The 20,926-nt window shown below is 76.0% G+C and carries 19 protein-coding genes; 9 read left to right on the top strand and 10 right to left on the bottom strand.

Annotation, left to right across the window (positions count from 1 at the left end):
- Positions 1-177: 177 nt before the first annotated feature.
- On the top strand, positions 178-819 hold the full coding sequence (locus ACI78R_RS20980; protein ID WP_457042146.1) for a helix-turn-helix domain-containing protein: 642 nt from the start codon (positions 178-180) through the stop codon (positions 817-819).
- A 165-nt stretch (positions 820-984) separates the two neighbouring features.
- A complete protein-coding gene (gene leuA, locus ACI78R_RS20975) occupies positions 985-2,721 on the top strand; it encodes a 2-isopropylmalate synthase (RefSeq protein WP_457042145.1) in 1,737 nt (578 codons plus the stop codon).
- Between the two features lie 24 nt (positions 2,722-2,745).
- Here leuA and mnhG read toward each other — a convergent pair whose 3' ends face one another.
- The 8 genes from mnhG to ACI78R_RS20935 form a co-directional block, all read right to left on the bottom strand.
- Positions 2,746-3,156: a monovalent cation/H(+) antiporter subunit G gene (gene mnhG, locus ACI78R_RS20970; protein ID WP_457042144.1), complete on the bottom strand. Its 411-nt coding sequence runs from the start codon at positions 3,154-3,156 to the stop codon at positions 2,746-2,748.
- Positions 3,153-3,482, bottom strand: a complete 330-nt coding sequence (locus ACI78R_RS20965; protein ID WP_457042143.1) for a monovalent cation/H+ antiporter complex subunit F — start codon at positions 3,480-3,482, stop codon at positions 3,153-3,155. Before ACI78R_RS20965 ends, mnhG begins: the two co-directional genes overlap by 4 nt.
- On the bottom strand, positions 3,479-4,054 hold the full coding sequence (locus ACI78R_RS20960; protein WP_073418151.1) for a Na+/H+ antiporter subunit E: 576 nt from the start codon (positions 4,052-4,054) through the stop codon (positions 3,479-3,481). The genes ACI78R_RS20965 and ACI78R_RS20960 overlap by 4 nt, the downstream gene beginning before the upstream one ends.
- Entirely contained in the window at positions 4,051-5,766 is a 1,716-nt protein-coding gene (locus ACI78R_RS20955) for a Na+/H+ antiporter subunit D (protein WP_457042142.1), read from the bottom strand. The genes ACI78R_RS20960 and ACI78R_RS20955 overlap by 4 nt, the downstream gene beginning before the upstream one ends.
- Complete coding sequence (locus ACI78R_RS20950) at positions 5,763-6,254, bottom strand: Na(+)/H(+) antiporter subunit C (RefSeq protein ID WP_457042141.1); 492 nt, start codon at positions 6,252-6,254, stop codon at positions 5,763-5,765. Before ACI78R_RS20950 ends, ACI78R_RS20955 begins: the two co-directional genes overlap by 4 nt.
- On the bottom strand, positions 6,251-9,127 hold the full coding sequence (locus ACI78R_RS20945) for a Na+/H+ antiporter subunit A (protein WP_457042140.1): 2,877 nt from the start codon (positions 9,125-9,127) through the stop codon (positions 6,251-6,253). The genes ACI78R_RS20950 and ACI78R_RS20945 overlap by 4 nt, the downstream gene beginning before the upstream one ends.
- A gap of 204 nt (positions 9,128-9,331) precedes the next feature.
- Entirely contained in the window at positions 9,332-9,991 is a 660-nt protein-coding gene (locus tag ACI78R_RS20940) for a response regulator transcription factor (RefSeq protein WP_336030358.1), read from the bottom strand.
- A complete protein-coding gene (locus ACI78R_RS20935; RefSeq protein WP_457042139.1) occupies positions 9,988-11,163 on the bottom strand; it encodes a sensor histidine kinase in 1,176 nt (391 codons plus the stop codon). Before ACI78R_RS20935 ends, ACI78R_RS20940 begins: the two co-directional genes overlap by 4 nt.
- A gap of 186 nt (positions 11,164-11,349) precedes the next feature.
- Here ACI78R_RS20935 and ACI78R_RS20930 point away from each other — a divergent pair, with 186 nt between their 5' ends.
- Positions 11,350-12,048, top strand: coding sequence for a hypothetical protein (locus ACI78R_RS20930; protein WP_457042138.1), 699 nt, complete (start codon positions 11,350-11,352; stop codon positions 12,046-12,048).
- 85 nt (positions 12,049-12,133) lie between these two features.
- On the opposite strand, the gene ACI78R_RS20925 is transcribed toward ACI78R_RS20930, so the two are convergent.
- Positions 12,134-13,954 carry an ABC-F family ATP-binding cassette domain-containing protein gene (locus ACI78R_RS20925; protein WP_457042137.1) on the bottom strand — a complete coding sequence of 607 codons (1,821 nt, stop codon included), beginning with the start codon at positions 13,952-13,954 and terminating at the stop codon, positions 12,134-12,136.
- 162 nt (positions 13,955-14,116) lie between these two features.
- On the opposite strand from ACI78R_RS20925, the gene ACI78R_RS20920 reads away from it, so the two are divergent.
- The 6 genes from ACI78R_RS20920 to ACI78R_RS20895 all read left to right on the top strand — a co-directional run bounded on the left by ACI78R_RS20920 (position 14,117) and on the right by ACI78R_RS20895 (position 19,957).
- Positions 14,117-14,872 carry a hypothetical protein gene (locus tag ACI78R_RS20920; protein ID WP_073418135.1) on the top strand — a complete coding sequence of 252 codons (756 nt, stop codon included), beginning with the start codon at positions 14,117-14,119 and terminating at the stop codon, positions 14,870-14,872.
- A 56-nt stretch (positions 14,873-14,928) separates the two neighbouring features.
- Positions 14,929-16,464 carry a Mur ligase family protein gene (locus ACI78R_RS20915; protein ID WP_457042136.1) on the top strand — a complete coding sequence of 512 codons (1,536 nt, stop codon included), beginning with the start codon at positions 14,929-14,931 and terminating at the stop codon, positions 16,462-16,464.
- A gap of 83 nt (positions 16,465-16,547) precedes the next feature.
- Positions 16,548-17,552 carry a pirin family protein gene (locus tag ACI78R_RS20910; protein WP_073418131.1) on the top strand — a complete coding sequence of 335 codons (1,005 nt, stop codon included), beginning with the start codon at positions 16,548-16,550 and terminating at the stop codon, positions 17,550-17,552.
- Between the two features lie 43 nt (positions 17,553-17,595).
- A complete protein-coding gene (locus ACI78R_RS20905; RefSeq protein WP_457042135.1) occupies positions 17,596-18,543 on the top strand; it encodes a DUF5996 family protein in 948 nt (315 codons plus the stop codon).
- A gap of 20 nt (positions 18,544-18,563) precedes the next feature.
- Entirely contained in the window at positions 18,564-19,535 is a 972-nt protein-coding gene (locus tag ACI78R_RS20900) for a pirin family protein (RefSeq protein ID WP_457042134.1), read from the top strand.
- The gene (locus tag ACI78R_RS20895) at positions 19,532-19,957 is read left to right on the top strand and encodes a PPOX class F420-dependent oxidoreductase (protein ID WP_457042133.1); all 426 of its coding nucleotides are present in this window, start codon (positions 19,532-19,534) and stop codon (positions 19,955-19,957) included. The genes ACI78R_RS20900 and ACI78R_RS20895 overlap by 4 nt, the downstream gene beginning before the upstream one ends.
- 45 nt (positions 19,958-20,002) lie before the next feature.
- On the opposite strand, the gene ACI78R_RS20890 is transcribed toward ACI78R_RS20895, so the two are convergent.
- A complete protein-coding gene (locus ACI78R_RS20890; RefSeq protein WP_073418126.1) occupies positions 20,003-20,764 on the bottom strand; it encodes a VOC family protein in 762 nt (253 codons plus the stop codon).
- Between the last annotated feature and the right edge of the window lie 162 nt (positions 20,765-20,926).

Here is a 20,926-nt window from a genome sequence, read left to right as displayed (position 1 = left end):
ACACCCACCACGGGCTCAGTCGTGCTCTGCCCCGCGCAAGAGGGCAGCCCACGAAGGGAGCCGGGTACCTACCACGGAGACGGTCGTGCTCTGCCCCGTCCCTGTGGGCAGAGCACGACCGTCCCCAGGAGGACACATGCCCTCCCGCAGGACCACCGCGCGGCCGAGCCTGGAGCCGTGGCCTTCGACCTCGCGGGCACGCTCCGGCGCATCCGCCGGGCGGCCGACGTCTCGCAGCGTGAGCTGGCGAAGGCCTGCGGTCTGTCCAAGAGCACGGTGGCAGCGATCGAGAGCGGCGACCGGGGCCTGGACGCGCGGGTGCTCGCCCGGCTCGCGGACACGGCCGGGTTGCGGCTGGCGCTGCTCGACGGCGAGGGGCACGAGGTGGCGCCGATGGACGGTGGGGCCGTGCGCGACGAGGGTGGCCGGCGCTACCCGGCGCACCTCGACGTCCGGCACGGCGACGACGGGTGGTGGCACGGCCCGCACCGCTACGACCGCGATCCGGTGACGTACACCTTCGACCGCGACCGCCGGTGGCGTGACCTCCGGCGCGTCCGCCGCGGCATCCCGGACGACCACCAGCGACCGCAGCCGGGGGACGGCCTGCGCGACCGCGCCGAAGTCCGGCGGCGCGCCGCGCTGCGGGCCTGGCGGGAGCGAGTCGACGAGGCCCGGGCGGCCGCCGCGTCCCGCCCGGATCCCGTCTGCACCTGCCCGCCGGCCTGCGACGACGTCTTCCTCGACGACCGGCCGCCCACCCCCGGACGGCTGCGGCCGCACGCGCCGGAGTGCGCGTGTGGCTGCAGCCTCGACTGACCCGCTGCTACCGTGGGCCCGTGCGCGGCAGCCTCCTGCTTACCCGCCGCGGCGAGGCCCTCTCCTAGGTCGGCCCCCTCGCCGCGGAGTCCCGCGCGTCCCCGGCGCCTGCTGACCGCCCCACCGGAGCGACAGTCCAGCCCGCGCCAAAGGAGTCAGACCACCGTGAGCAGCCCGCAGCACCCGCACGCCCGCAACCCCCAGCGCCCCTCGGGGATGCCGGTCTCCCGCTACGCCCCCTTCCAGCCGGTCGACCTGCCCGACCGCACCTGGCCCGACACCGTCACCACGGCCGCACCCCGCTGGTGCGCCGTCGACCTGCGGGACGGCAACCAGGCACTGATCGACCCCATGTCGCCCGACCGCAAGCGGCGGATGTTCGACCTGCTGGTCCGCATGGGCTACAAGGAGATCGAGGTCGGCTTCCCGGCCGCCAGCCAGACCGACTTCGACTTCGTCCGGCAGCTGGTCGAGGAGGACCTGGTACCCGACGACGTCACCATCCAGGTCCTCACCCAGGCCCGTGACGAGCTGATCGAGCGCACCTTCGAGTCCCTGCGCGGCGCCCGGCAGGCGATCGTGCACCTGTACAACTCGACGAGCACCCTGCAGCGCCGGGTCGTCTTCGGCTCCGACCGCGCCGGCATCGTCGACATCGCCGTCCACGGCGCGCAGCTGGTCCGCAAGCTGACCGAGCAGATGGGCGACACCGAGATCCGCTACCAGTACAGCCCGGAGTCCTTCACCGGCACCGAGCTGGACTTCGCCGTCGAGATCTGCAACGCCGTCACCGACGTCTGGGAGCCCACCCCCGACCGGCCGACGATCCTCAACCTGCCGGCCACCGTCGAGATGGCCGAGCCCACGGTCTACGCCGACCAGATCGAGTGGATGCACCGCAACCTGGGCCGGCGCGACGCCGTCGTCCTCAGCCTGCACCCGCACAACGACCGGGGCACCGCCGTCGCCGCCGCCGAGCTCGGCTACCGCGCCGGCGCCGACCGCATCGAGGGCTGCCTGTTCGGCAACGGCGAGCGCACCGGCAACGTCGACCTGGTCACCCTCGGCCTGAACCTGTTCAGCCAGGGCATCGACCCGCAGATCGACTTCTCCGACATCGACGACATCCGCCGCACCGTCGAGTACTGCAACCAGCTGGGCGTGCACGAGCGGCACCCCTACGGCGGCGACCTCGTCTACACCGCCTTCTCCGGCTCCCACCAGGACGCCATCAACAAGGGCTTCAAGGCCCTGGAGGCCGACGCGCAGGCCGCCGGGAAGACCGTCGACGAGATGACCTGGGCGGTCCCCTACCTGCCGATCGACCCCAAGGACGTCGGCCGCAGCTACGAGGCGGTCATCCGGGTCAACAGCCAGTCCGGCAAGGGCGGCGTCGCCTACATCATGAAGACCGAGAACCACCTCGACCTGCCGCGCCGGCTGCAGATCGAGTTCAGCGCGGTCATCCAGCGGCACACCGACGACGAGGGCGGTGAGGTCACCGCCGCGCAGATGTGGACCGCCTTCAGCAGCGAGTACCTGCCCGACCCCGACGCCCCGTGGGGCCGGTTCGCGCTGGCCGGCCACCGGCACACCACCCACGGCGGCACCCTCGACGAGATGGTCGTGGAGCTGACCGACGGCGGCGTCCCCGTCACCGTGCAGGGCCGCGGCAACGGCCCGATCGCCGCCTTCGTCGACGCGCTGAAGACCCTCGACGTCGACGTCCGGGTGCTCGACTACGCCGAGCACGCGCTGTCCGCCGGCGGCGACGCCCGCGCCGCCGCCTACGTCGAGTGCGCCGTGGGCGACCGGGTGCTGTGGGGCGTGGGCATCGACCCGAACATCGTCAGCGCGTCGCTGCGCGCCGTCGTCTCCGCGGTCAACCGCGCCCAGCGGTAGCCGGGGCAGGGCCGGGCGGGCGCCTCAGACGCCCGCCCGGCCCGCCCCGTCGCGCTCGGGCGGGGCGTCGCCGGGCTCGTCGCCGCGGTGGGCGTCGTCCTGCGCCCCGGCGGCACGCAGCTCGTCGACCAGCAGCAGGTCGCGCCGGACGTGCCGGCGCCGGTAGGCCACCCGGCTGATCAGGTGCGCGCTGACCGGCGCGGTGAGCAGCTGGAACGCCGCCACGAGCAGCAGCATCCAGGCGTTCGCCCAGCCGTCGAGGCGGATCGCCGCGCCCACCATCACCAGCAGCACGCCGAGCACCTGCGGCTTGGTGCCGGCGTGCATCCGGGACAGCACGTCCGGGAAGCGCACCAGGCCCAACCCGGCGGTCAGGCACAGCGTGGCGCCGGCCACCAGGCAGGCGTAGGCGAGCACGTCGGCGAACGCGGTCACGACCGGCCCTCCCGCTCCTCCGCGGCCACCGGCAGGCCGACGTCCCGCCCGTCGTCGGTGCTCGCCCGCAGCAGCATGCCGCCGACGTAGCGCGCCACCGAGATCGAGCCGACGAAGGCCAGCAGCGACACCACCACCAGCACGGGCACGAGCGTGGGGTCGCGCACCAGGGCCGCGTGCACCGCGAGCCCCGCCGCGATGATCACCAGCAGCGTGTCGGTGGCGACCACCCGGTCGAGCAGCGACGGCCCGCGCACCAGCCGCACCAGGCACAGCAGCGCGCCCCCACCGATCAGCGCGTACAGGACCGCGTCCACGGCGATCACGGGGCCCGCACCTCCTCGCGCGCGTCCGACCCGGCCCGCTCCAGCGCCTCCAGGTCCTCCGGCGCCCCGAACGCCCGCACCAGCCGCTCCTCGACCACCAGCACGTGGGCGCGCTTGCGCTCCACGTCGGCGCGGTCGCGGACGGGCAGCAGGTGCAGGGTCATCACCCGCCGCTCCCGGTCGAGGTCGAGCACCAGCGAGCCCGGCACCAGGGAGATCGCCTCGGCGACCATCGTCAGCAGCAGGTCGGAGTCGACGCGCAGCTGCACGCGCACGATCGCCGTGCGGCGCACCCCCGCCGGGCGCAGGGTCTGCCAGGCCACCTCGGCGCCCGACACGAACAGGTCGACGACGAAGTGGCCGAGGAAGACCAGCAGCGGCACCGGCCGCACCCGCACCCCGCCGACGACGTGCGGCAGCGGCAGCAGGACCAGCACCACCAGCGCGACGACCAGGCCGGACAGCAGGTTGGCCCACGACCAGCTGCCCCACAGCAGCATCCAGACGAGCACCAGCCAGACGACGAGCGGGACCTGGTGGCGCAGCCGCGTGGCGGCCGGTTCCACGGTCACGGCACCTCCTCCTCACCGAACACCGACGTGACGTAGGGCGAGCGGTCGTACAGGTCGGTCGAGGCCCGGTCGGCCAGGCCGTAGAGCGGGCCGGCCAGCCCGGTGAGCGCCACCGTGAGGGTCACCAGCGCCGTGGTCGCGCCGACCATCGTGCGCGGCAGCGGGCGCAGCGCCCGCACCGCGCCGGCCGCCGGCGGCAGGTCCGGCTCGGACGCCGTCGCCACCGCGGTGTGCCGGCGCCAGGCGTCGCTGAACGCGGTGCGCGGCCGCCCGTCGCCATCGCCGTCGCCGGACCCCGGGGTGCCGGAGGACTCGGGCGCCTCGTCCACGGGCCGCCGGCGGGAGGTGGCGTCGGCCGCCGCGGCCGCGGCGGTCTCCTCGGCCGGGGCCTGGTTCGGCGACCGCCAGAAGGCCCGGGTCCACACGCGGGCGACGGCGAGCAGCGTGAGCAGGCTGGTGACGACCCCGCCGGCCACGAGGGTGTACGCCGCGGCGCCCCCCTGCGCGACGCCGGCCTCCAGCAGCCCGAGCTTGCCGATGAACCCCGACAGCGGCGGGATGCCGGCCAGGTTCATCGCCGGCACGAAGAACAGCACCGCCAGCAGCGGCGAGCGCCGGGCGAGCCCGCCGAGCCGGTTGACCGACGTCGTCCCGCCCTGCCGCTCGACGAGCCCCGCGACCAGGAACAGCGTCGTCTGGATGGCGATGTGGTGGGCGACGTAGAACACCGCGCCGGCCAGGCCCGCCGCCGTGCCCAGGGCGATGCCGAAGACCATGTAGCCGATGTGGCTGACCAGCGTGAACGACAGCATCCGGCGCAGGTCGCTCTGCGCGACGGCGCCGAGGATGCCGACGACCATCGTCGCCAGCGCCGCCCAGATCAGCACGTCGTCCAGCGCGCCGCCGGGGAACAGCAGCGTCTGGGTGCGGATGAGCGCGTAGACGCCGACCTTGGTGAGCAACCCGGCGAACACGGCGGTGACCGGGGCGGGCGCCGTCGGGTAGCTGTCGGGCAGCCAGGCCGACAGCGGGAAGACCGCGGCCTTGATGCCGAACGCGACGAGCAGCATCGACTGCAGCAGCACCTGGGTGCCCTCGGGCAGCTCGCCGAGGCGCACCGCCAGCTGGGCCATGTTCACGGTGCCGGTGGCGGCGTAGACCAGGCCGATCGCGGCGAGGAACAGCAGCGAGCTGGTCAGGCTGACCACGATGTAGGTGACGCCGCCGCGGATGCGCGGGGCCGTGCCGCCGAGGGTCAGCAGCACGTAGGACGCCATCAGCAGGATCTCGAAGCCGACGTAGAGGTTGAACAGGTCACCGGCGAGGAAGGCGTTGCTCACGCCCGCGACCAGCACCAGGAACGTCGGGTGGAAGATCGACAGCGGCGTCTCCTCCGACCCGTCGGCCGCGCCCTGCCCGACGGCGAAGACCAGCACGCCGAGCGCCACGGTCGAGGCGACCACCAGCATCAGCGCCGACAGCCGGTCGACGACGAGCACGACGCCCAGCGGGACCGGCCAGCCGCCCACCGACACCGCCCCGGCGCCCTCCGCGTCGGCGACGAGCAGCAGCACCACCGAGACGGCGAGCACCGCGGTGAGCACCAGCACGCTGAGCGTGCGCTGGAACGTCGGGTGCCGGGCGCCCAGCAGGGCGCCGGCCGCGCCGAGCAGCGGCAGCAGGACCGGCAGCGGCGCGAGGACCCCGATCACGAGGGGCTCCGGCCGGCCGGCACGTCCACGTCGTCGGCCAGCTCCTCGAGGTCGGCCCGCAGCGAGTCGGCGTGCATGGCCGCGCGGTCCTCGGGGGCGAGGTCGTCCGGGTCGAGCTCGTCGGCGTCGGTGTCGCGGCGGGCGGCGACCCGGCGGTCCTCCTCGTCGGTGCCGACGGCCTCGTTGCGGGCCAGCCGCCACGAGCGGTGGATGAGCGCCAGCACGAACGCCGAGATGCCGAAGGTGATCACGATCGCGGTGAGCACCAGCGCCTGGGGCAGCGGGTCGTTGATCTCCTCGGCGTCGGAGTAGCCGAGGATCGGCGCGAGCCCGGCCGGGCCACCGGTCGACAGCAGCAGCAGGTTCGTGGCGTTGCCCAGCAGCAGGAAGCCCAGCAGGACGCGGGTGAGGCTGCGGTCGAGCAGCAGGTACACGCCCGCCGCGTACAGCCCGCCGATCATCACCGGCAGCACGATCGTGGGGGTCATCGCAGCACCACCTCCCCGGGGGCGAGTTCGATCGGGTCCTCCTGGTCCTCCTGGCGGTCGAGCTCCGCGCCGAGGCTGCGCAGCACGTCGAGCACCAGGCCGACGACGATCAGGTAGACGCCGCAGTCGAAGAACAGCGAGGTCACGAGCTTGACGTCGCCGAGGACGGGCAGCGTCGTCTGCAGGATCGCCGTCTGCAGCACGTCGCCGCCGACCAGCAGCCCGGCGACGCCGGTGGCGCCCGCGAACAGCAGGCCGCTGCCCAGCAGCAGGCCGGGGGCCACCGGCGCGGCCTCGCCCAGCTCGTACCGGCCGCCGGCGAGGTAGCGCAGCACCAGCGCCAGCCCCGCGACCAGGCCGCCGGCGAAGCCGCCGCCGGGCTCGTTGTGGCCGCTGAAGAGCAGGTACAGCGAGAACACGGTGATCGTGTGGAACAGCAGCCGGGTGACCACCTCGAGCACGACCGAGCGCCGGGCGGGGTCGAGGGTGGCGGTGGCGGCCAGCCAGCGGTCGCGCGGCGCCCGGCGGCTGCGCTCGGCGGAGCCGGTCAGCTCGGCGCGGGTCACCCGGTCCACCCCGCCGGTGCGGCCGCGGAGGAACACCAGGCTGGCCACGCCGGTCGCGGCGACGACGAGCAGCGAGACCTCGCCGATGGTGTCCCAGGAGCGGATGTCGACCAGCGTCACGTTGACGACGTTCTTGCCGCCGCCGAAGTCGTAGGCCGGGCCCGGCCAGCCCGCCGACACCGGCGGCGCCGTGCGCACCGCCATCGCCACGGCGCCCACCGCTCCCATGAACGCGCCCACCCCGACGGCGATCACGCCGCGCACCGCCCGCTCGCGGGGCCGGTGCCGCTCGGAGATGTCCTTGGGCAGCTTGCGCAGCACCAGCACGAACACGACGAGGGTGAGCGTCTCGACGAGGAACTGGGTGAGCGCCAGGTCGGGTGCGCCCTGCAGCGCGAAGACGACGGCGATGCCGTAGCCGGTGACGCCGACGACGAGCACCGCGGACAGCCGCTGCCGGATCCGCAGGGTGAGCGCGGCGGCGGTCACCACGACGACGCCGACGACGGCCTGCACCGGGGTGTCCCAGGCCCGCCACTCCCCCGGCCACGGCGCCTGCGTGAGCAGCAGCGTGCCGGGCAGCGCGAGGACGACGACGAGGATCGTGCCGAGGTAGGCCGGCAGCGACCCGCGCTGGGTGGTGCCGGTGACCAGGACCGAGAGCCGGTCGACGCCCTGCAGGACGTTCCAGTAGCCCTCGTCCGCCGAGGCGCCCACGGCCACCCGGCCCTGCAGGCGCTGTACCGGCCCGCGGAGGGCGAACAGCGCGGCGCCGCCGAGCACGGTGAGCGCCGACAGCGCCAGCGCCGGCTGCCAGCCGTGCCACAGCGCCAGGTGCTCCGCCTCGGGGGCGAGCAGCGGCAGCGTCTCGGCGTACGCGGCGACCAGCGGGTCCAGCACCGGGCTCAGCGGCCCGAGCACGAGGCCGGTGAGCGCGAGGACGGCGGGCGCGGCGAGGAACAGCGCGCCCGGCGGGTGCTCGACGGCGGTGTCGGGGACGCCGGGCTTGCGGGCGAAGGCGCCCCACACGAACCGGGCGGTGTAGGCCGCGGTGAGCACGGAGCCGAGGACCAGGCCGGCGAGCACGACCAGGGCGACCGTGCGGTCGGGCAGGCCGCCGTCGAGCAGGGCGGTGAAGGCCGCCTCCTTGCCGACGAAGCCCAGCAGCGGCGGGAGCCCGGCCATCGACGCCGCGGCGGCGCCGCCGATCGCGGCCAGGACGGGCAGCCGGCGGCCGAGGCCGGACAGCCTGCGCAGGTCGCGGGTGCCGGTGGCGTGGTCGACGACGCCGACGGTGAGGAACAGCGTGGACTTGAACAGCCCGTGCGCGAGCGTCATGGCCAGGCCCGCGGCGGCGAGCTCGGCGCTGCCGGCGCCGACCAGCACCACGAGGAAGCCGAGCTGGCTGACGGTGCCGAAGGCCAGCAGCAGCTTGACGTCCTTCTGCCGCAGCGCTCGGTAGCCGCCGAGCAGCATGGTGGCCACGCCCAGGCCGAGCACCACCGGCCGCCAGCCGGGGACGTCGGCGAGGCCGGGCGCCAGCCGGGCGACCAGGTAGACGCCGGCCTTCACCATGGCAGCCGCGTGCAGGTAGGCGCTGACCGGCGTCGGCGCCTCCATGGCCGCGGGCAGCCAGAAGTGGAACGGGACGAGGGCGGACTTGGTGACCGCGCCGGCGAGCACCAGGGCCACGCCGGCCGTCATCGCGGTGCCGCTGCCGGGGGCGGCGACGACCTCCGAGAGCAGGTACGAGCCGCTCGCCTGGCCGATGACGATCAGGCCGACGAGCATCGCCAGGCCGCCGGCGGTGGTCAGGACCAGCGCCTGCGACGCCGCCCGCCGCGCGGCCAGCCGCCGTCCCGAGCCGCCGATGAGCAGGAACGAGAAGACGGTGGTGAGCTCCCAGAACACGTAGAGCAGGAGCATGTCGTCGGCGAGGACGAGCCCGAGCATCGAGCCCGCGAAGGCGGTGAGGCACCCGGCGAAGCGGCCGGTGCCCTCCTCGCCGGGCTCGAAGTAGCGGGCGCAGTAGACGAGCACCAGCGCCCCGACGCCGGTGACCAGCGCGGCGAAGGTGAGCGACAGGGCGTCCAGGCGCAGGGCGACGTCGAGGTCGAGCGCCGGGATCCAGGGCACCGTCTCGCGCTGCTCCTCGCCGGCGAGGACCGGGCCGAGCCGGCTCAGCACCCAGCCGAAGCCGGCCGCGGGCACCAGGGCCAGGGCGAGGAAGGCCTGCCTCCCCCACCACCGCACGAGCACGGGCGCCAGCAGTCCGGCGGACAGGTGGAGGAACAGCAGAACGAGCACGTGTCTCCGGGAGTCGTGGGCGGCTCGGGGACACCAGGAACGTCGGTCGACGCGGCCGGCGGTGACAGCGAGTCTACCCGTGAGGTCCGTTCGGCCCGGCCGCGCTGCAGGGGCCCGCGCCGAGCGGAGCGAGGTGTGGGGGGCAGCGGGGTCCTTCTGCTACCCGTACGCGCCGAACGCCCTGCTCGCGACGGCGGGGACGCCTCACCGGCCGGGCGTCACCAGGCCGGACTCGTAGGCGAACGCGACCGCCTGCACGCGGTCCCGCAGACCCAGCTTCAGCAGTACCCGGCTCACGTGCGTCTTGACCGTCGCCTCGCCCAGGTACAGCCGGGCGGCGATCTCGGCGTTGGACAGCCCGGCGGCGACCAGCGCCAGCACGTCGGTCTCCCGCTCGGTGAGCTGCGCGAGCTCGGCGGCGCGGCCGGGGTCGGGCGCGGGCGCGGCGGCGAAGGAGCGGATCACCCGCAGGGTCACCGCCGGGTCGAGCAGGCCCTGCCCGGCCGCGACGGTGCGCACCGCCGCCACCAGGTCCTCCGGCGGGGCCACCTTGAGCAGGAAGCCGCTGACCCCGGCGCGCAGGGCGGCGGCCACGTACTCGTCCTCGTCGAACGTGGTGAGGACGACGACCCGCGTGCGCGCGCCCGACCCGACGATGCGCCGCGCGGCCTCCAGCCCGTCCATGCCGGGCATCCGCACGTCGAGCAGGACGACGTCGGGCTCGAGCTCGGTGACCGCGCGGACGCCCGACGCGCCGTCGCCGGCCTCGCCGACCACCTCGATGTCCGGCTCGGCGGCCAGCACCATCCGCAGCCCCGTGCGGATCATCGACTGGTCGTCGACCAGCACCACCCGGATCGTCACGCGCCTACCGCCGCGGGCGGGACGGCGGCCGGCGCGGGGACGGGGAACCCGGCGCGCACGCGGTAGCCGCCGCCGCGCACGGGGCCGACGTCGAGGTCGCCGCCGGCGACGGTGACCCGCTCGCGCATGTGCAGCTGCCCGTGGCCCCCCGGTGCGTGCGGGGTGGGCTCGACGCGCGGGCGGCCGTCGTCGGTGACCGTGACGGTCACCCGGCCCGGCGTCCAGGCGACCTCGACGCGGGTGGCGGCCGCGCCCGCGTGCCGGACCACGTTGGACAGCGCCTCCTGCACCACCCGCACGGCCGCGACGTCGACCAGCTGCGGCAGCTCGGCCGGCTCCCCGGTGACCACCAGCTCCACCGGCATCCCGCCCGCCCGCAGCTCGGCCAGGACGGCGTCCAGGCGCGACAGCGACGGCTGCGGCGCCGGGTCGCCGGCGCCGGACTCGCGGAGGATGCCGACCACGCGGCGCATCTCGTCGACCGACTCCCGGCCCAGCCGCTCCAGCCCCAGCAGCACGTCCTGGGCCTCCGGGTGGTCGGGCAGCAGCCGCCGCAGCCCGCCCATCTGCAGCACCATCACGCTGACCGCGTGCGCGACCGAGTCGTGCACCTCGCGCGCGATGCGGGCGCGCTCGGCCACGACGGCGGCGCCGGCCACGGCCTCCTGCTGCTCGGCCAGCCGGGCGGCGAGCACCTGCAGTTCCCGGGCCCGCTCGCGGGACCGGCGCACCAGCAGGCCGACGCCCCAGGCGGTGCCGGCGACGACGAGGTAGAAGACGCTCTCCCAGGTGGAGGGGCCGAACACCAGCCCGGCGACCACCACGACGAGCGTCGCCGAGACCGCCGCGCGCAGCCCGCGCCGCACCGGCAGGACCGCGGCCGCGTGCCCGACGAGGACGGCCATCCCGATGAGCTGGGCGCCGCCGGGGCCGGGCGTACCGAGCGCGTAGTTGCCGAGCACGCTGAGCGCCCCGGCGACCGCGGCCGCCTCCGGCCACCGCGTGCCGAGCGCCACGACCGCGCCGACGGCGACGCCCGGCAGTGCGGTGACCAGCGGGAAGCGGAACGTCTCGTCGATCGCCGTCTCCACCCCCGAGAGCACCGCGAGCAGCGCGCCGAGGGCCGGCCACACGAGCCGGCGGGCGGAGGGGGACGAGGTCCAGCGGGGCACGGCGAGCACGGTAGGGGCGGCCGGGCGCGGACGGGATCCCCCGCGCGGCCGATCGACGGGGGCCTGTCCATCCGCCGTGCGGCGGAGCCCGGTCGGTCCGCGACGACGGACGTGCCGGGCGCCCCACCGGCCGGAGAGTCCTCGCCGACGCACCGACCGATGCGGTGCCCGACCCGACGAGGACCGATGACCACCTCCCTGACCCCCGCCCCCACCGCCGCCCCGCAGCGACCGGCCCGCAGCGCCGGCGCCACGATGCTGACCCTCGCCGGCGGCGCGATGGTCGCGGGCTCGCTGCTCTACGTGGCGGGCCTGGCCACCTCGCCGCCGCAGGCCTCCCCGGCCGACGCCGACTACATCGCCTCGCTGGCGGCCGACGAGGGGCAGACGGCGCTCTCGGCGCTGCTGCTCCACTACGGCAACATGGCGCTGGCCCTGGCCTGGCTGGCCGCGCCGGCGCTGGTCCGCGGCCGCCGCGGACGCATCCCGACGATCGTCGGCGCCCTGCTGTCGGCGATCGGCCTGGTCACGGTGACGGGGATGGTGCTCTACGACTTCTGGATCGGCGGGATCGGCCAGGAGCTGCCGGCCGACACCGCGCTGGCGCTGTTCGAGTCGGTGCAGGGCCAGGCGGCCGTGGGCGTCGTCGGCACGGTGACGCTGTTCGGGCTGCTCGGCCCGCTGGTCGGTCTCGCCGGCCTGGCGCGCGCCGGCGTGATCACCTGGTGGCTGCTGGTCCCGGCCGTGGCCTGCCTGGTCGCCTCGGCGGCGCTCAGCTTCACCCCGCTGCTCTACGCCGGCTTCGCGCTCGTCGGCGCCGTCCCCACGGTCGTCGTCGGGCTGCGGATGATCGCCCGCACCCGCGCCGAGGCCGCCGCCGCCTGAGCCGGGATCAGGTGACCTGATCGTGGCGCCTCCTCCCCCACGTCCCACCGTGAGGGAGGAGGCGCTGCCGTGCAGGAGGACCCGCTCAGCCCTCGGCGAGCTCCGCGGCGGCCAGCCAGTCGCTCTCCACCTGGTCCTTCTCGGCCAGCAAGGTCCGCAGCCGGCCGTCGAGCTCCATGACCCGCGCGTGGTCGGTGGCCGCGGCGGCGAGGTCGGCGTGCAGCCGCTCCTCCTCCGCGGTGAGCTTCTCCAGCCGCCGCTCGAGGCGGGCGGCCTCCTTGCGGGCGGCGCGCACCTCCGCCGCCGACGGGCCCGCCGGGGCGGGCGCCGGGGCCGCGCCACCGGCGGGCGCGGGACCGGAGCCGGCCGAGGGCAGCGCGGCCTCCCCGGCGGCCCGGCGGGCGAGGTACTCCTCCACCCCGCCGGGCAGCGCGGCGAGCGACCCGTCGCCCATGAGCGCCACCACCGAGTCGCAGACCCGGTCGACGAAGTAGCGGTCGTGGCTGACCACCAGCACCGTGCCGGGGAACCCGTCGAGCAGGTCCTCGAGCTGGGTGAGCGTGTCGATGTCGAGGTCGTTGGTCGGCTCGTCGAGCAGCAGCACGTTCGGCTCGGCCATGAGCAGCCGGAGCAGCTGCAGCCGGCGCCGCTCGCCGCCGGAGAGGTCGCCGACCGGCGTCCACTGCCGCGACGCCGGGAAGCCGAAGCGCTCGGCCAGCGAGGAGGCCGAGATCTCCTGGTTGCCGATCCGCGCGATCCGGGCGACCTCCTGCACCGCCTCGAGCACCCGCAGCCGAGCCGGCAGCTCGGTGACGTGCTGGGACAGGTAGGCCGGCGCCACCGTCTGCCCGCGCACCACGGAGCCGCGGTCGGGCTCGACCTCGCCCACGAGCATCCGCAGCAGCGACGTCTTGCCCGCGCCGTTCACCCCGACGACGCCGATCCGGTCGCCCGGGCCGACGTGCCAGGTCAGGTCGGCGAACAGCGTCCGCGGGCCGGCCTCCGACCGCACCGCGTAGTCGACGTCCTCGACGTCGTACACCGTCCTGCCGAGCCGGCGCGCGGCGAAGCCCTTGAGCTGCATCGTCTCGCGCGGTGGGGGCTCGTCGGCGATGAGCGCCTCGGCGGCCTCGATGCGGAAGCGCGGTTTGCTGGTGCGCGCCGGCGGGCCCCGGCGCAGCCAGGCGAGCTCCTTGCGCACCAGGTTGAGGCGGCGCTCCTCGGTGGCCGCCGCGACGCGCGCCCGCTCGGCGCGGGCCAGCGTGTAGGCCGCGTAGCCGCCCTCGTAGGAGTGCACCGCGCCGTCGGCGACCTCCCACGTCTGCGTGCACACCTCGTCGAGGAACCACCGGTCGTGGGTGACGACCACCAGCGCCCCGACCCGCCGCTTGACGAAGTCGGCGAGCCAGGCGACGCCCTCGACGTCGAGGTGGTTGGTCGGCTCGTCGAGGACGAGCAGGTCCAGCGGGCGGATCAGCTGCGCGGCCAGCGCCACCCGCCGCCGCTCCCCGCCGGACATCGGCGCGACGGGCGAGTCGAGGCCCAGCCGGTCGAGCTCCAGGCCGGTGAGGACGCTGCGGACGGCCGGGTCGGCGGCCCACTCGTGCTCGGCGGCGAACAACGTCGGGGGCAGGACGACGTCGCGGACGGTCGCGCCCGGCGGCAGCGTCCCGGACTGGTCGAGGACGCCGACGGCGAGGTCGCCGCGCTGCGTGACCCGTCCGCTGTCGGGCTCCTCCCGGCCGGTGAGGACGCCGAGCAGCGTGGACTTGCCGCTGCCGTTGCGGCCGACGACGCCGATGCGCTCGCCGGACGCGACGCCGAGGGAGACGTCGTCGAGCAGCACGGTGGTGCCGTGCGCCTTGGACACCCGCTCCAGGTTGAGCAGGTTCAACGGGGCGCTCACGGCCGGGCCTGCGTCGTCGGGGGCGTCGTGGAGTGCGTCATCGGGAGACCAGTATCGCCGGGCCGCGCTAGTGGACCCCAAGGCGGCCACAAGTGCGGTCCGGAGAGTCGTCCCCGGAACACCCCGGGTCCACGGGGGCGAGGACTGGAGGACGAGATGAGCATGACGGCAGCGGCCCACGACGCGGCGGTCCCGGCGCCGGCGGCGCCGCGCCTGCGGGCGGTCCCGCCCCTGGCGGAGCCGGCCCCCACCTCGACGGCGCTGTGGTGGGCGCGGCTGCTGCGCCGCGGCCCCGGCCCGCTCGAGTACTCGCTGGTCGGCGTCAACTCCGACCGCTTCGACGACGGCACCCCGGTGGACATGACCGCCCTCGACGCCCGCGGCCGCCGGCCCGCCGGCTGGCTGGTCGACGTCCGCTACCGCGCCGCCGACCGCCGCGTCGTCCGGGTCGACGTCGTCGAGGACGTCGCCGACCGCTGCCCGCCGATGTGGTTCGCCGAGGTCACCCACGCCACCAGCGCGGTGCCGGCGGCCTCGCTGCTCGCCTTCCGGGGCTCGGCCTTCCGGCCGGGCTCGGTCGTCGCGCCCCACCAGGTCGCCGCCGCGGGCGTCCGGATCACCGACCGGATCGGCGAGGTCCGCTGGTGGATCCGCTCGGGCCTGGTCGACACCGTCTCGGTGGAGCAGGTCTACCGGGGACGAGGCGTGGCCCGCACGCTCGTCACCGTCGCCGAGGGGCTGCGCTCGCTGCGCGGCTGGGCGCCGCTGCGGTCCGACGGCCGGCTCACCGACGCCGGCGCCGCCTGGCTGGAGACCGCGCCCGCGGCGTGGGCTCCGCGCCTGTCGGCCCGCACCGAGGTGCTGCCCGACGCCGACGCCGAGCAGGGCCCGACCGGGGTCGCGCGGCTGCTCCGCTGAGCCGGCGGGGCGCGGCCGACCTGCGGATCGGTCGTGCCCCGCCTACCGTCGGGCGGGTGCCAGTGCCCGCGGTGACCTGGTCCGACGTCGAGGCCCGGGCGCGGACCGTCCCGCTCGGCCCCGTGCTGCGCCGCGGCGGCACCGACGACCTGCTCCTGCGCGGCCTGGTCACCGACTCGCGCCGCGTCGTCCCCGGCTCGCTGTTCGCCTGCGTGCGCGGCGCGTCCAGCGACGGGCACCGGCACGCGGGGGCGGCTGCCGCCGCGGGCGCCGCGGCACTGCTGGCCGACCGGCCGGTCGACGTCGCGCTGCCGGTGCTGCTGGTCCCGTCGGTGCGCGCCTGCCTGGGCCCGCTCGGCGCGCTGCTGGCCGGCGACCCGGCCGCGGCGCTGCGCCTGGTCGGGGTGACCGGCAGCAACGGCAAGACGACGACGAGCACGCTGGTCCGCGGCGTCCTCGAGGCGGCCGGGACGCCCACCGGCGTCGTCGGCACGCTCGGCGCGGCGGTCGGGCGCCGGTCCCGCGGCACGGCGCTGACCACGCCGGAGGCGCCGGAGCTGCACGAGCTGCTGCGCTGGATGGTCGACGCCGGCGCGCGGCGGGCCGTCGTCGAGGCCTCCTCCATCGCGCTGGACATGGGCCGCATCGACGGCCTGCGCTTCGACGTCGCCGTCTTCACCGGGTTCGAGGAGGACCACCTCGACCACCACGGCACGATCGAGCACTACTGGGCGAGCAAGGCGCGGCTGTTCGGGCCGGACCGGGCGGCGGCCGGCGTCGTGGTCGTCGACGACCCGTGGGGACGGCGGCTGGCCGACCAGGCGCCGGTGCCGGTGACCCGGGTGGGCGCGGCGGAGGACGCCGACGTGCGCGTGCTCGGCTGGCGCACCGGCGCGGCCGGCACCGAGGTGCTCCTGGCCGACGACACCGGCGGACACCGCGTGACCAGCCGGCTCGTCGGGCGGGTGCACGTGTCGAACCTGGCCGCCGCGTGGGCCACCGGCCGGGTGCTCGGCGTGCCGGCCGAGGAGATCGCGGCCGGGCTCGCGGCGGTCGCCCCGCCGCGCGGGCGCAACACCGTGCTGGGCGGGGACGGGCGGCCGGTGGTCGTCGTCGACTACGCGCACACCCCGCGCGCCCTCGCCGCCGCGCTCGCCACCGCCCGCGACCTGCGCGGCCCCGGCGGCCGGGTGCACCTGGTCCTCGGCGCCCGCGGCCGGCGCGACCGGTACAAGCGACAGGGCCTGGGCGAGTCCGCCCGGGCGGCCGACGTCGTCTGGCTGACCAACGAGGGCAGCCACGGCGAGGACCCGGCGGCGATCATCGCCGAGCTGCGGGTCGGCCTGCTCGGCGGCGGCGCGGCGGTGCGCACGGTGCCCGACCGGCGGGCCGCCATCTCCGCCGCGGTGCGCGCCTCCGGGCCGGCCGACGTCGTCCTGGTCGTGGGCCGCGGGCACGAGACGCGGATGCTCGACACCACCGACCCGCGCGACGCGGTCCACCTCGACGACGCCGAGGTGGCCAACACGGCGCTCATCGCCGAGCACGGCCCGCCGGCCGCCGTCGCGGCGCGGGCCGAGCGCGCTTCCTGACCGGGGCACGGCGGAGGGAAGACAGCGGGGCCCTGCGGCGCTACAGTCGCCACTAGTTGAGCGCTCAACAGAGGAGGCCGGCCATGCCCGCCGTCACCGTCGAGGACACCACCACCCTCCCCCGGGTCCCGCTGCCCGCCCCGCGGACGGTGCGCCGCCGCACGCGGTCGGTGACCACGGCCCCCTCCGGCTTCGAGGGCGAGGGCTTCCCCGTGCGCCGGGCCTTCGCCGGCGTCGACCTGCGCGACCTCGACCCGTTCATCCACATGGACCAGATGGGCGAGGTCGAGTACGCCCCCGGTGAGCCCAAGGGCACCTCCTGGCACCCGCACCGCGGCTTCGAGACCGTCACCTACATCATCGACGGCACCTTCGAGCACGCCGACTCCCACGGCGGCGGCGGCACGATCAGCAACGGCGACACCCAGTGGATGACCGCGGGCGGCGGCGTCCTGCACATCGAGCGGCCGCCGGAGGCGCTCGTCGTCAGCGGCGGGGTCTTCCACGGCCTGCAGCTGTGGGTGAACCTGCCGCGCGCGCAGAAGTGGGTGGAGCCGCGCTACCAGGACCTGCGGGCCCGCGAGTCGGTGCTGCTCGCCAGCCCGGACGCCGGCGCGCTGGTGCGGGTGATCGCCGGCGACGTCGGCGGGCACACCGGCCCGGGCTCCACGTACACGCCGATGGCGATGGTGCACGCGACGGTGGCGCCCGGCGCCTCGCTCGACCTGCCCTGGCGGCCGGACTTCAACGCCCTGGTCTACGTGCTCTCCGGCGCCGGCTCCGTCGGCATCGACGGCGCGCCGGTGCGCACGGGCCAGCTGGCCGTGCTCGGCCCCGGCGACACCGTGACCGTCCGCGGCGCGGTGCACCAGGAGTCGCGCACGCCGGCCCTCGACGTCGTCGTCCTGGGCGGGCTGCCGATCCGCGAGCCGATCGCCATGTACGGGCCGTTCGTGATGAACAGCCGGCAGGAGGTCGTGCAGGCCTTCGACGACTTCCGCGCCGGGCGCCTGGGCTCGATCCCGGCCGTGCACCTGCCGTCCCCCGCGGTCCCGCACGCCGCGGTCCGCGGCGAGTCCGGCCAGTGACCGGCACCCCCGGCGGAGGCCTCCACGCCTCCGCCGGGGGTGCATGCTGACGTCGACCCGGACCATCGAGGAGCCGAACGTGCCCGTCTTCCCGCCCGTCCCGCTGACCGAGTGGGCCGACACCAAGGAGACCGTGCACCGGTTCCTGCAGGTGGTCGGCAAGCTCCGCCTGGCCAACGCCCCGCGGCGCAACCACTGGTGGCACGTCCCGTTCCACCTCACCGGCCGGGGCCTGACCACCCGGCCGATGGGCTTCGACCCCGTCTTCGCCGTCGACCTCGACCTGGTCGACCACCGGCTCGAGGTCAACGTCGCCGACGGCAGGCGGGCGTCCTTCCCGCTGCCCGGGCTCAGCGTCGCCGGCTTCTACCGGCAGCTGCAGGCGACGCTCACCGGGCTCGGGCTGCCGGCCCACATCGACCGGCCGGTGCCCTTCGACCTGCCCGACCGGACCCCGTTCGCCGAGGACGAGCACCACGCCGCCTACGACCCGGCGCACGTGACCCGCTACTGGGTGGTGCTGGGGCAGGTCGCGCAGGTGCTCGAGGAGTTCGCGGGCCGCAGCTACGCGAAGACGAGCCCGGTGCACCACTTCTGGCACACCTTCGACGTCGCCGTCACCCGCTTCTCCGACCGGCGGGTGGAGCAGCCCGACGCCGTCGACCCGGTCACCCGCGAGGCCTACTCGCACGAGGTGATCAGCGCCGGGTTCTGGTTCGGCGACGACCAGGTGCCCGAGCCGGCGTTCTACTGCTACACCGCGCCGGAACCGGCGGGCCTCACCGAGGAGCCGCTGCGCCCCACGGCCGCGCGCTGGGTCCCGAGCCGCGGCGCCCACCTCGCGCTGCTCACCTACGAGGACGTGCGGACGGCGGCCGACCCCCGCGCCACCGTGCTGGACTTCCTCGAGAGCGCCCACGCCGCCGGGGCCCGCCGCGCCGGCTGGGACGTCGGCGCACTCCGCTGCCCGTCCGCCCCCGAGCCCCGCTGACACACCCTCGTGGAGGTCCCGTGAGCACGTCCGAACCCCGGCCGACCACGCGCACCGTCGGCGGCCTCGACGACACCGCCGCGGGCCCGGCCCTCGACCTGCTGCCGGCGAAGGAGGTCATGCTCGGTCCCGGCACCCCCGTCCGGCGGCTGTTGCCCACGCTCGGCCGCCGGATGGTGGGCGCCTGGGCGTTCGTCGACCACTACGGCCCCGACGACGTCGCCGCCACCGCCGGGATGCAGGTCACGCCGCACCCGCACACCGGCCTGCAGACGGTGTCCTGGCTGATCGAGGGCAGCGTCCACCACCGCGACTCCCTCGGCAGCGACGTCACCTTCGGCCCGCGGCAGCTCGCGCTGATGACCGCCGGGCACGGCATCGCGCACTCCGAGCAGTCGCCGGTGCCGCACCCGCGGTTCCTGCACGGCGCCCAGCTGTGGGTGGCGCTGCCCGACGGCGCCCGCGACACCGCGCCGGCCTTCGAGCACCACGCCGCGCTGCCGGGCTTCGCCTCCGACGGGCTCACCGCCACGGTGCTCATGGGCTCCTTCGGCGGGGCGACGTCCCCGGGCACCGCGCACTCCCCGCTGGTGGGCGTCGACCTGGACCTGGCCGCCGGGGCCGACGTCGAGGTGCCGCTGGAGCCGGACTTCGAGCACGCGCTGCTCGGCGCCGCGGGCGGGGCCGACGTCGAGGGCGCGCCGCTGGCCCACGGCGCGATGGTCTACCTGGGGACCGGCCGCCGCTCGGTGCGGATCCGGACCGACGCCCCCACCCGGCTGCTCCTGCTCGGCGGCGAGCCGTTCGAGGAGCGGCTGGTCATGTGGTGGAACTTCGTCGGCCGGTCGGGCGAGGAGATCACGGAGTACGCCGAGCGGTGGAACGACGGCGACGCGCGCTTCGGCGCCGTCCCGGGGTTCGGCGAGGACGAGCGCCAGCTCGCGCCGGCCCTGCCGCCCGTGCCGCTCAAGGCCCGCGGGAGGGTCCGGTGACCGTCAACGACCGCCTGCTGGGGTTCGTGGCCGGGCGCCGCTGGGGCGTGCTGGCCACCGTCAAGCGCGACGGACGGCCGCAGCTGTCCAACGTCGGCTACGCGTACGACCCGGAGCAGCGGCTGTTCCGGGTGTCGGTGACCGCCGACCGCGCGAAGACCCGCAACCTGCAGGCCGACCCGCGGGTGACCCTGCACGTGTCCTCGGACGACTTCTGGTCCTGGGCCGCCGTGGAGGGCACCGCCGAGCTGACCCCGGTGGCCGCCGACCCGTCCGACGCGACGGTGGACGAGCTGGTGGCCTACTACCGGGCGATCTCCGGCGAGCACGAGGACTGGGACGACTACCGGCGGGCGATGGTCGCCGACCGCCGCCTCGTCGTCCGGTTCACCCCCGACCACACCTACGGCCAGGTCCGCTGACGGCCGGGCCGGCGCGCCCCGTCCGCGCCGGCCCGCCCCGTCCGCTCAGCCCTCGGGCGGCAGCTGCATGACCGAGAAGGACGCGCCCCACGGGTCGGTGACCACGGCGAACCGGCCGAACTCGGTGTCCTCGGCGGGGTGGGTGACCTTGCCGCCCGCGGCCTCGACCGCGGCCACCGTGTCGTCGGCGGAGGTCACCGCGAAGCAGGTCGACCACCCCTTCGGCGCACCGGGGCCGACCGGCCCGAGGCCGCCGAGCGGGCGCCCGTCCGTGCTGAAGGTGGCGTAGCCGCCCATATCGGGGATCTCGTCCCAGGAGAACCCGAAGACGGCGCCGTAGAACGCGCGGGCCGCGGGGACGTCGTCGACGGCGGCCTCGTTCCACACCTGCGCGCCGTGCTCGTTGACCACCTCCGCGCCGGTGTGCGTGCCGGCCTGCCACAGCCCGAAGCCGTTCCCCTGCGGGTCCAGGGCGATGGCCATCGTGCCCATCGGCCCGACCGCCATCGGCTCCACGACGACGGTGCCGCCGGCCTCGCGGATCCGGTCGCAGGTGGCCGCCGCGTCGCCCGTCGCGAAGTACGTCGTCCAGGCCGGCGGGTCGTCCGGGCCGGTCAGCGGCCCGAGGCCGGCGGCCTGCGCGCCGCCCTTCAGCGCGTTGACGTAGCCGCCGTACTCCGGGCTGTCGGCCGTCCAGTCCCAGCCGAACAGGCGGCCGTAGAACTCCTTCGCCGCGGCGGGGTCGGCGGCGCCGTAGTCGACCCAGCAGGGCGTGCCGTCGGGCCAGGGGGTGTTCCGCGTGGGCATGGCTCCTCCTCGGATGCTCGGGGAGGGCACCGTCCCACCGGGGACCGACACTCCGGGAGCCCCTGACGCATCCCGGCTCGGGTCCACGCGTCCTGACTCACCTCCGCGCGTCCTGGCCCACCTCCGCGCGTCCTGGCTCACCGCCCGCGGGGAGCCCGGAGC

Source organism: Geodermatophilus sp. SYSU D01106 (assembly GCF_054049995.1).
This window is presented reverse-complemented; position numbering and strand designations above follow the sequence as displayed.

Excerpts from the sequence above, each read along its gene's own strand:
- ACI78R_RS20950 (WP_457042141.1), bottom strand. The coding sequence starts at position 6,254 with ATGACCCCCACGATCGTGCTGCCGGTGATGATCGGCGGGCTGTACGCG.
- ACI78R_RS20930 (WP_457042138.1), top strand. The coding sequence starts at position 11,350 with ATGACCACCTCCCTGACCCCCGCCCCCACCGCCGCCCCGCAGCGACCG.
- ACI78R_RS20920 (WP_073418135.1), top strand. The coding sequence starts at position 14,117 with ATGACGGCAGCGGCCCACGACGCGGCGGTCCCGGCGCCGGCGGCGCCG.
- ACI78R_RS20910 (WP_073418131.1), top strand. The coding sequence starts at position 16,548 with ATGCCCGCCGTCACCGTCGAGGACACCACCACCCTCCCCCGGGTCCCG.
- ACI78R_RS20905 (WP_457042135.1), top strand. The coding sequence starts at position 17,596 with ATGCTGACGTCGACCCGGACCATCGAGGAGCCGAACGTGCCCGTCTTC.
- ACI78R_RS20890 (WP_073418126.1), bottom strand. The coding sequence starts at position 20,764 with ATGCCCACGCGGAACACCCCCTGGCCCGACGGCACGCCCTGCTGGGTC.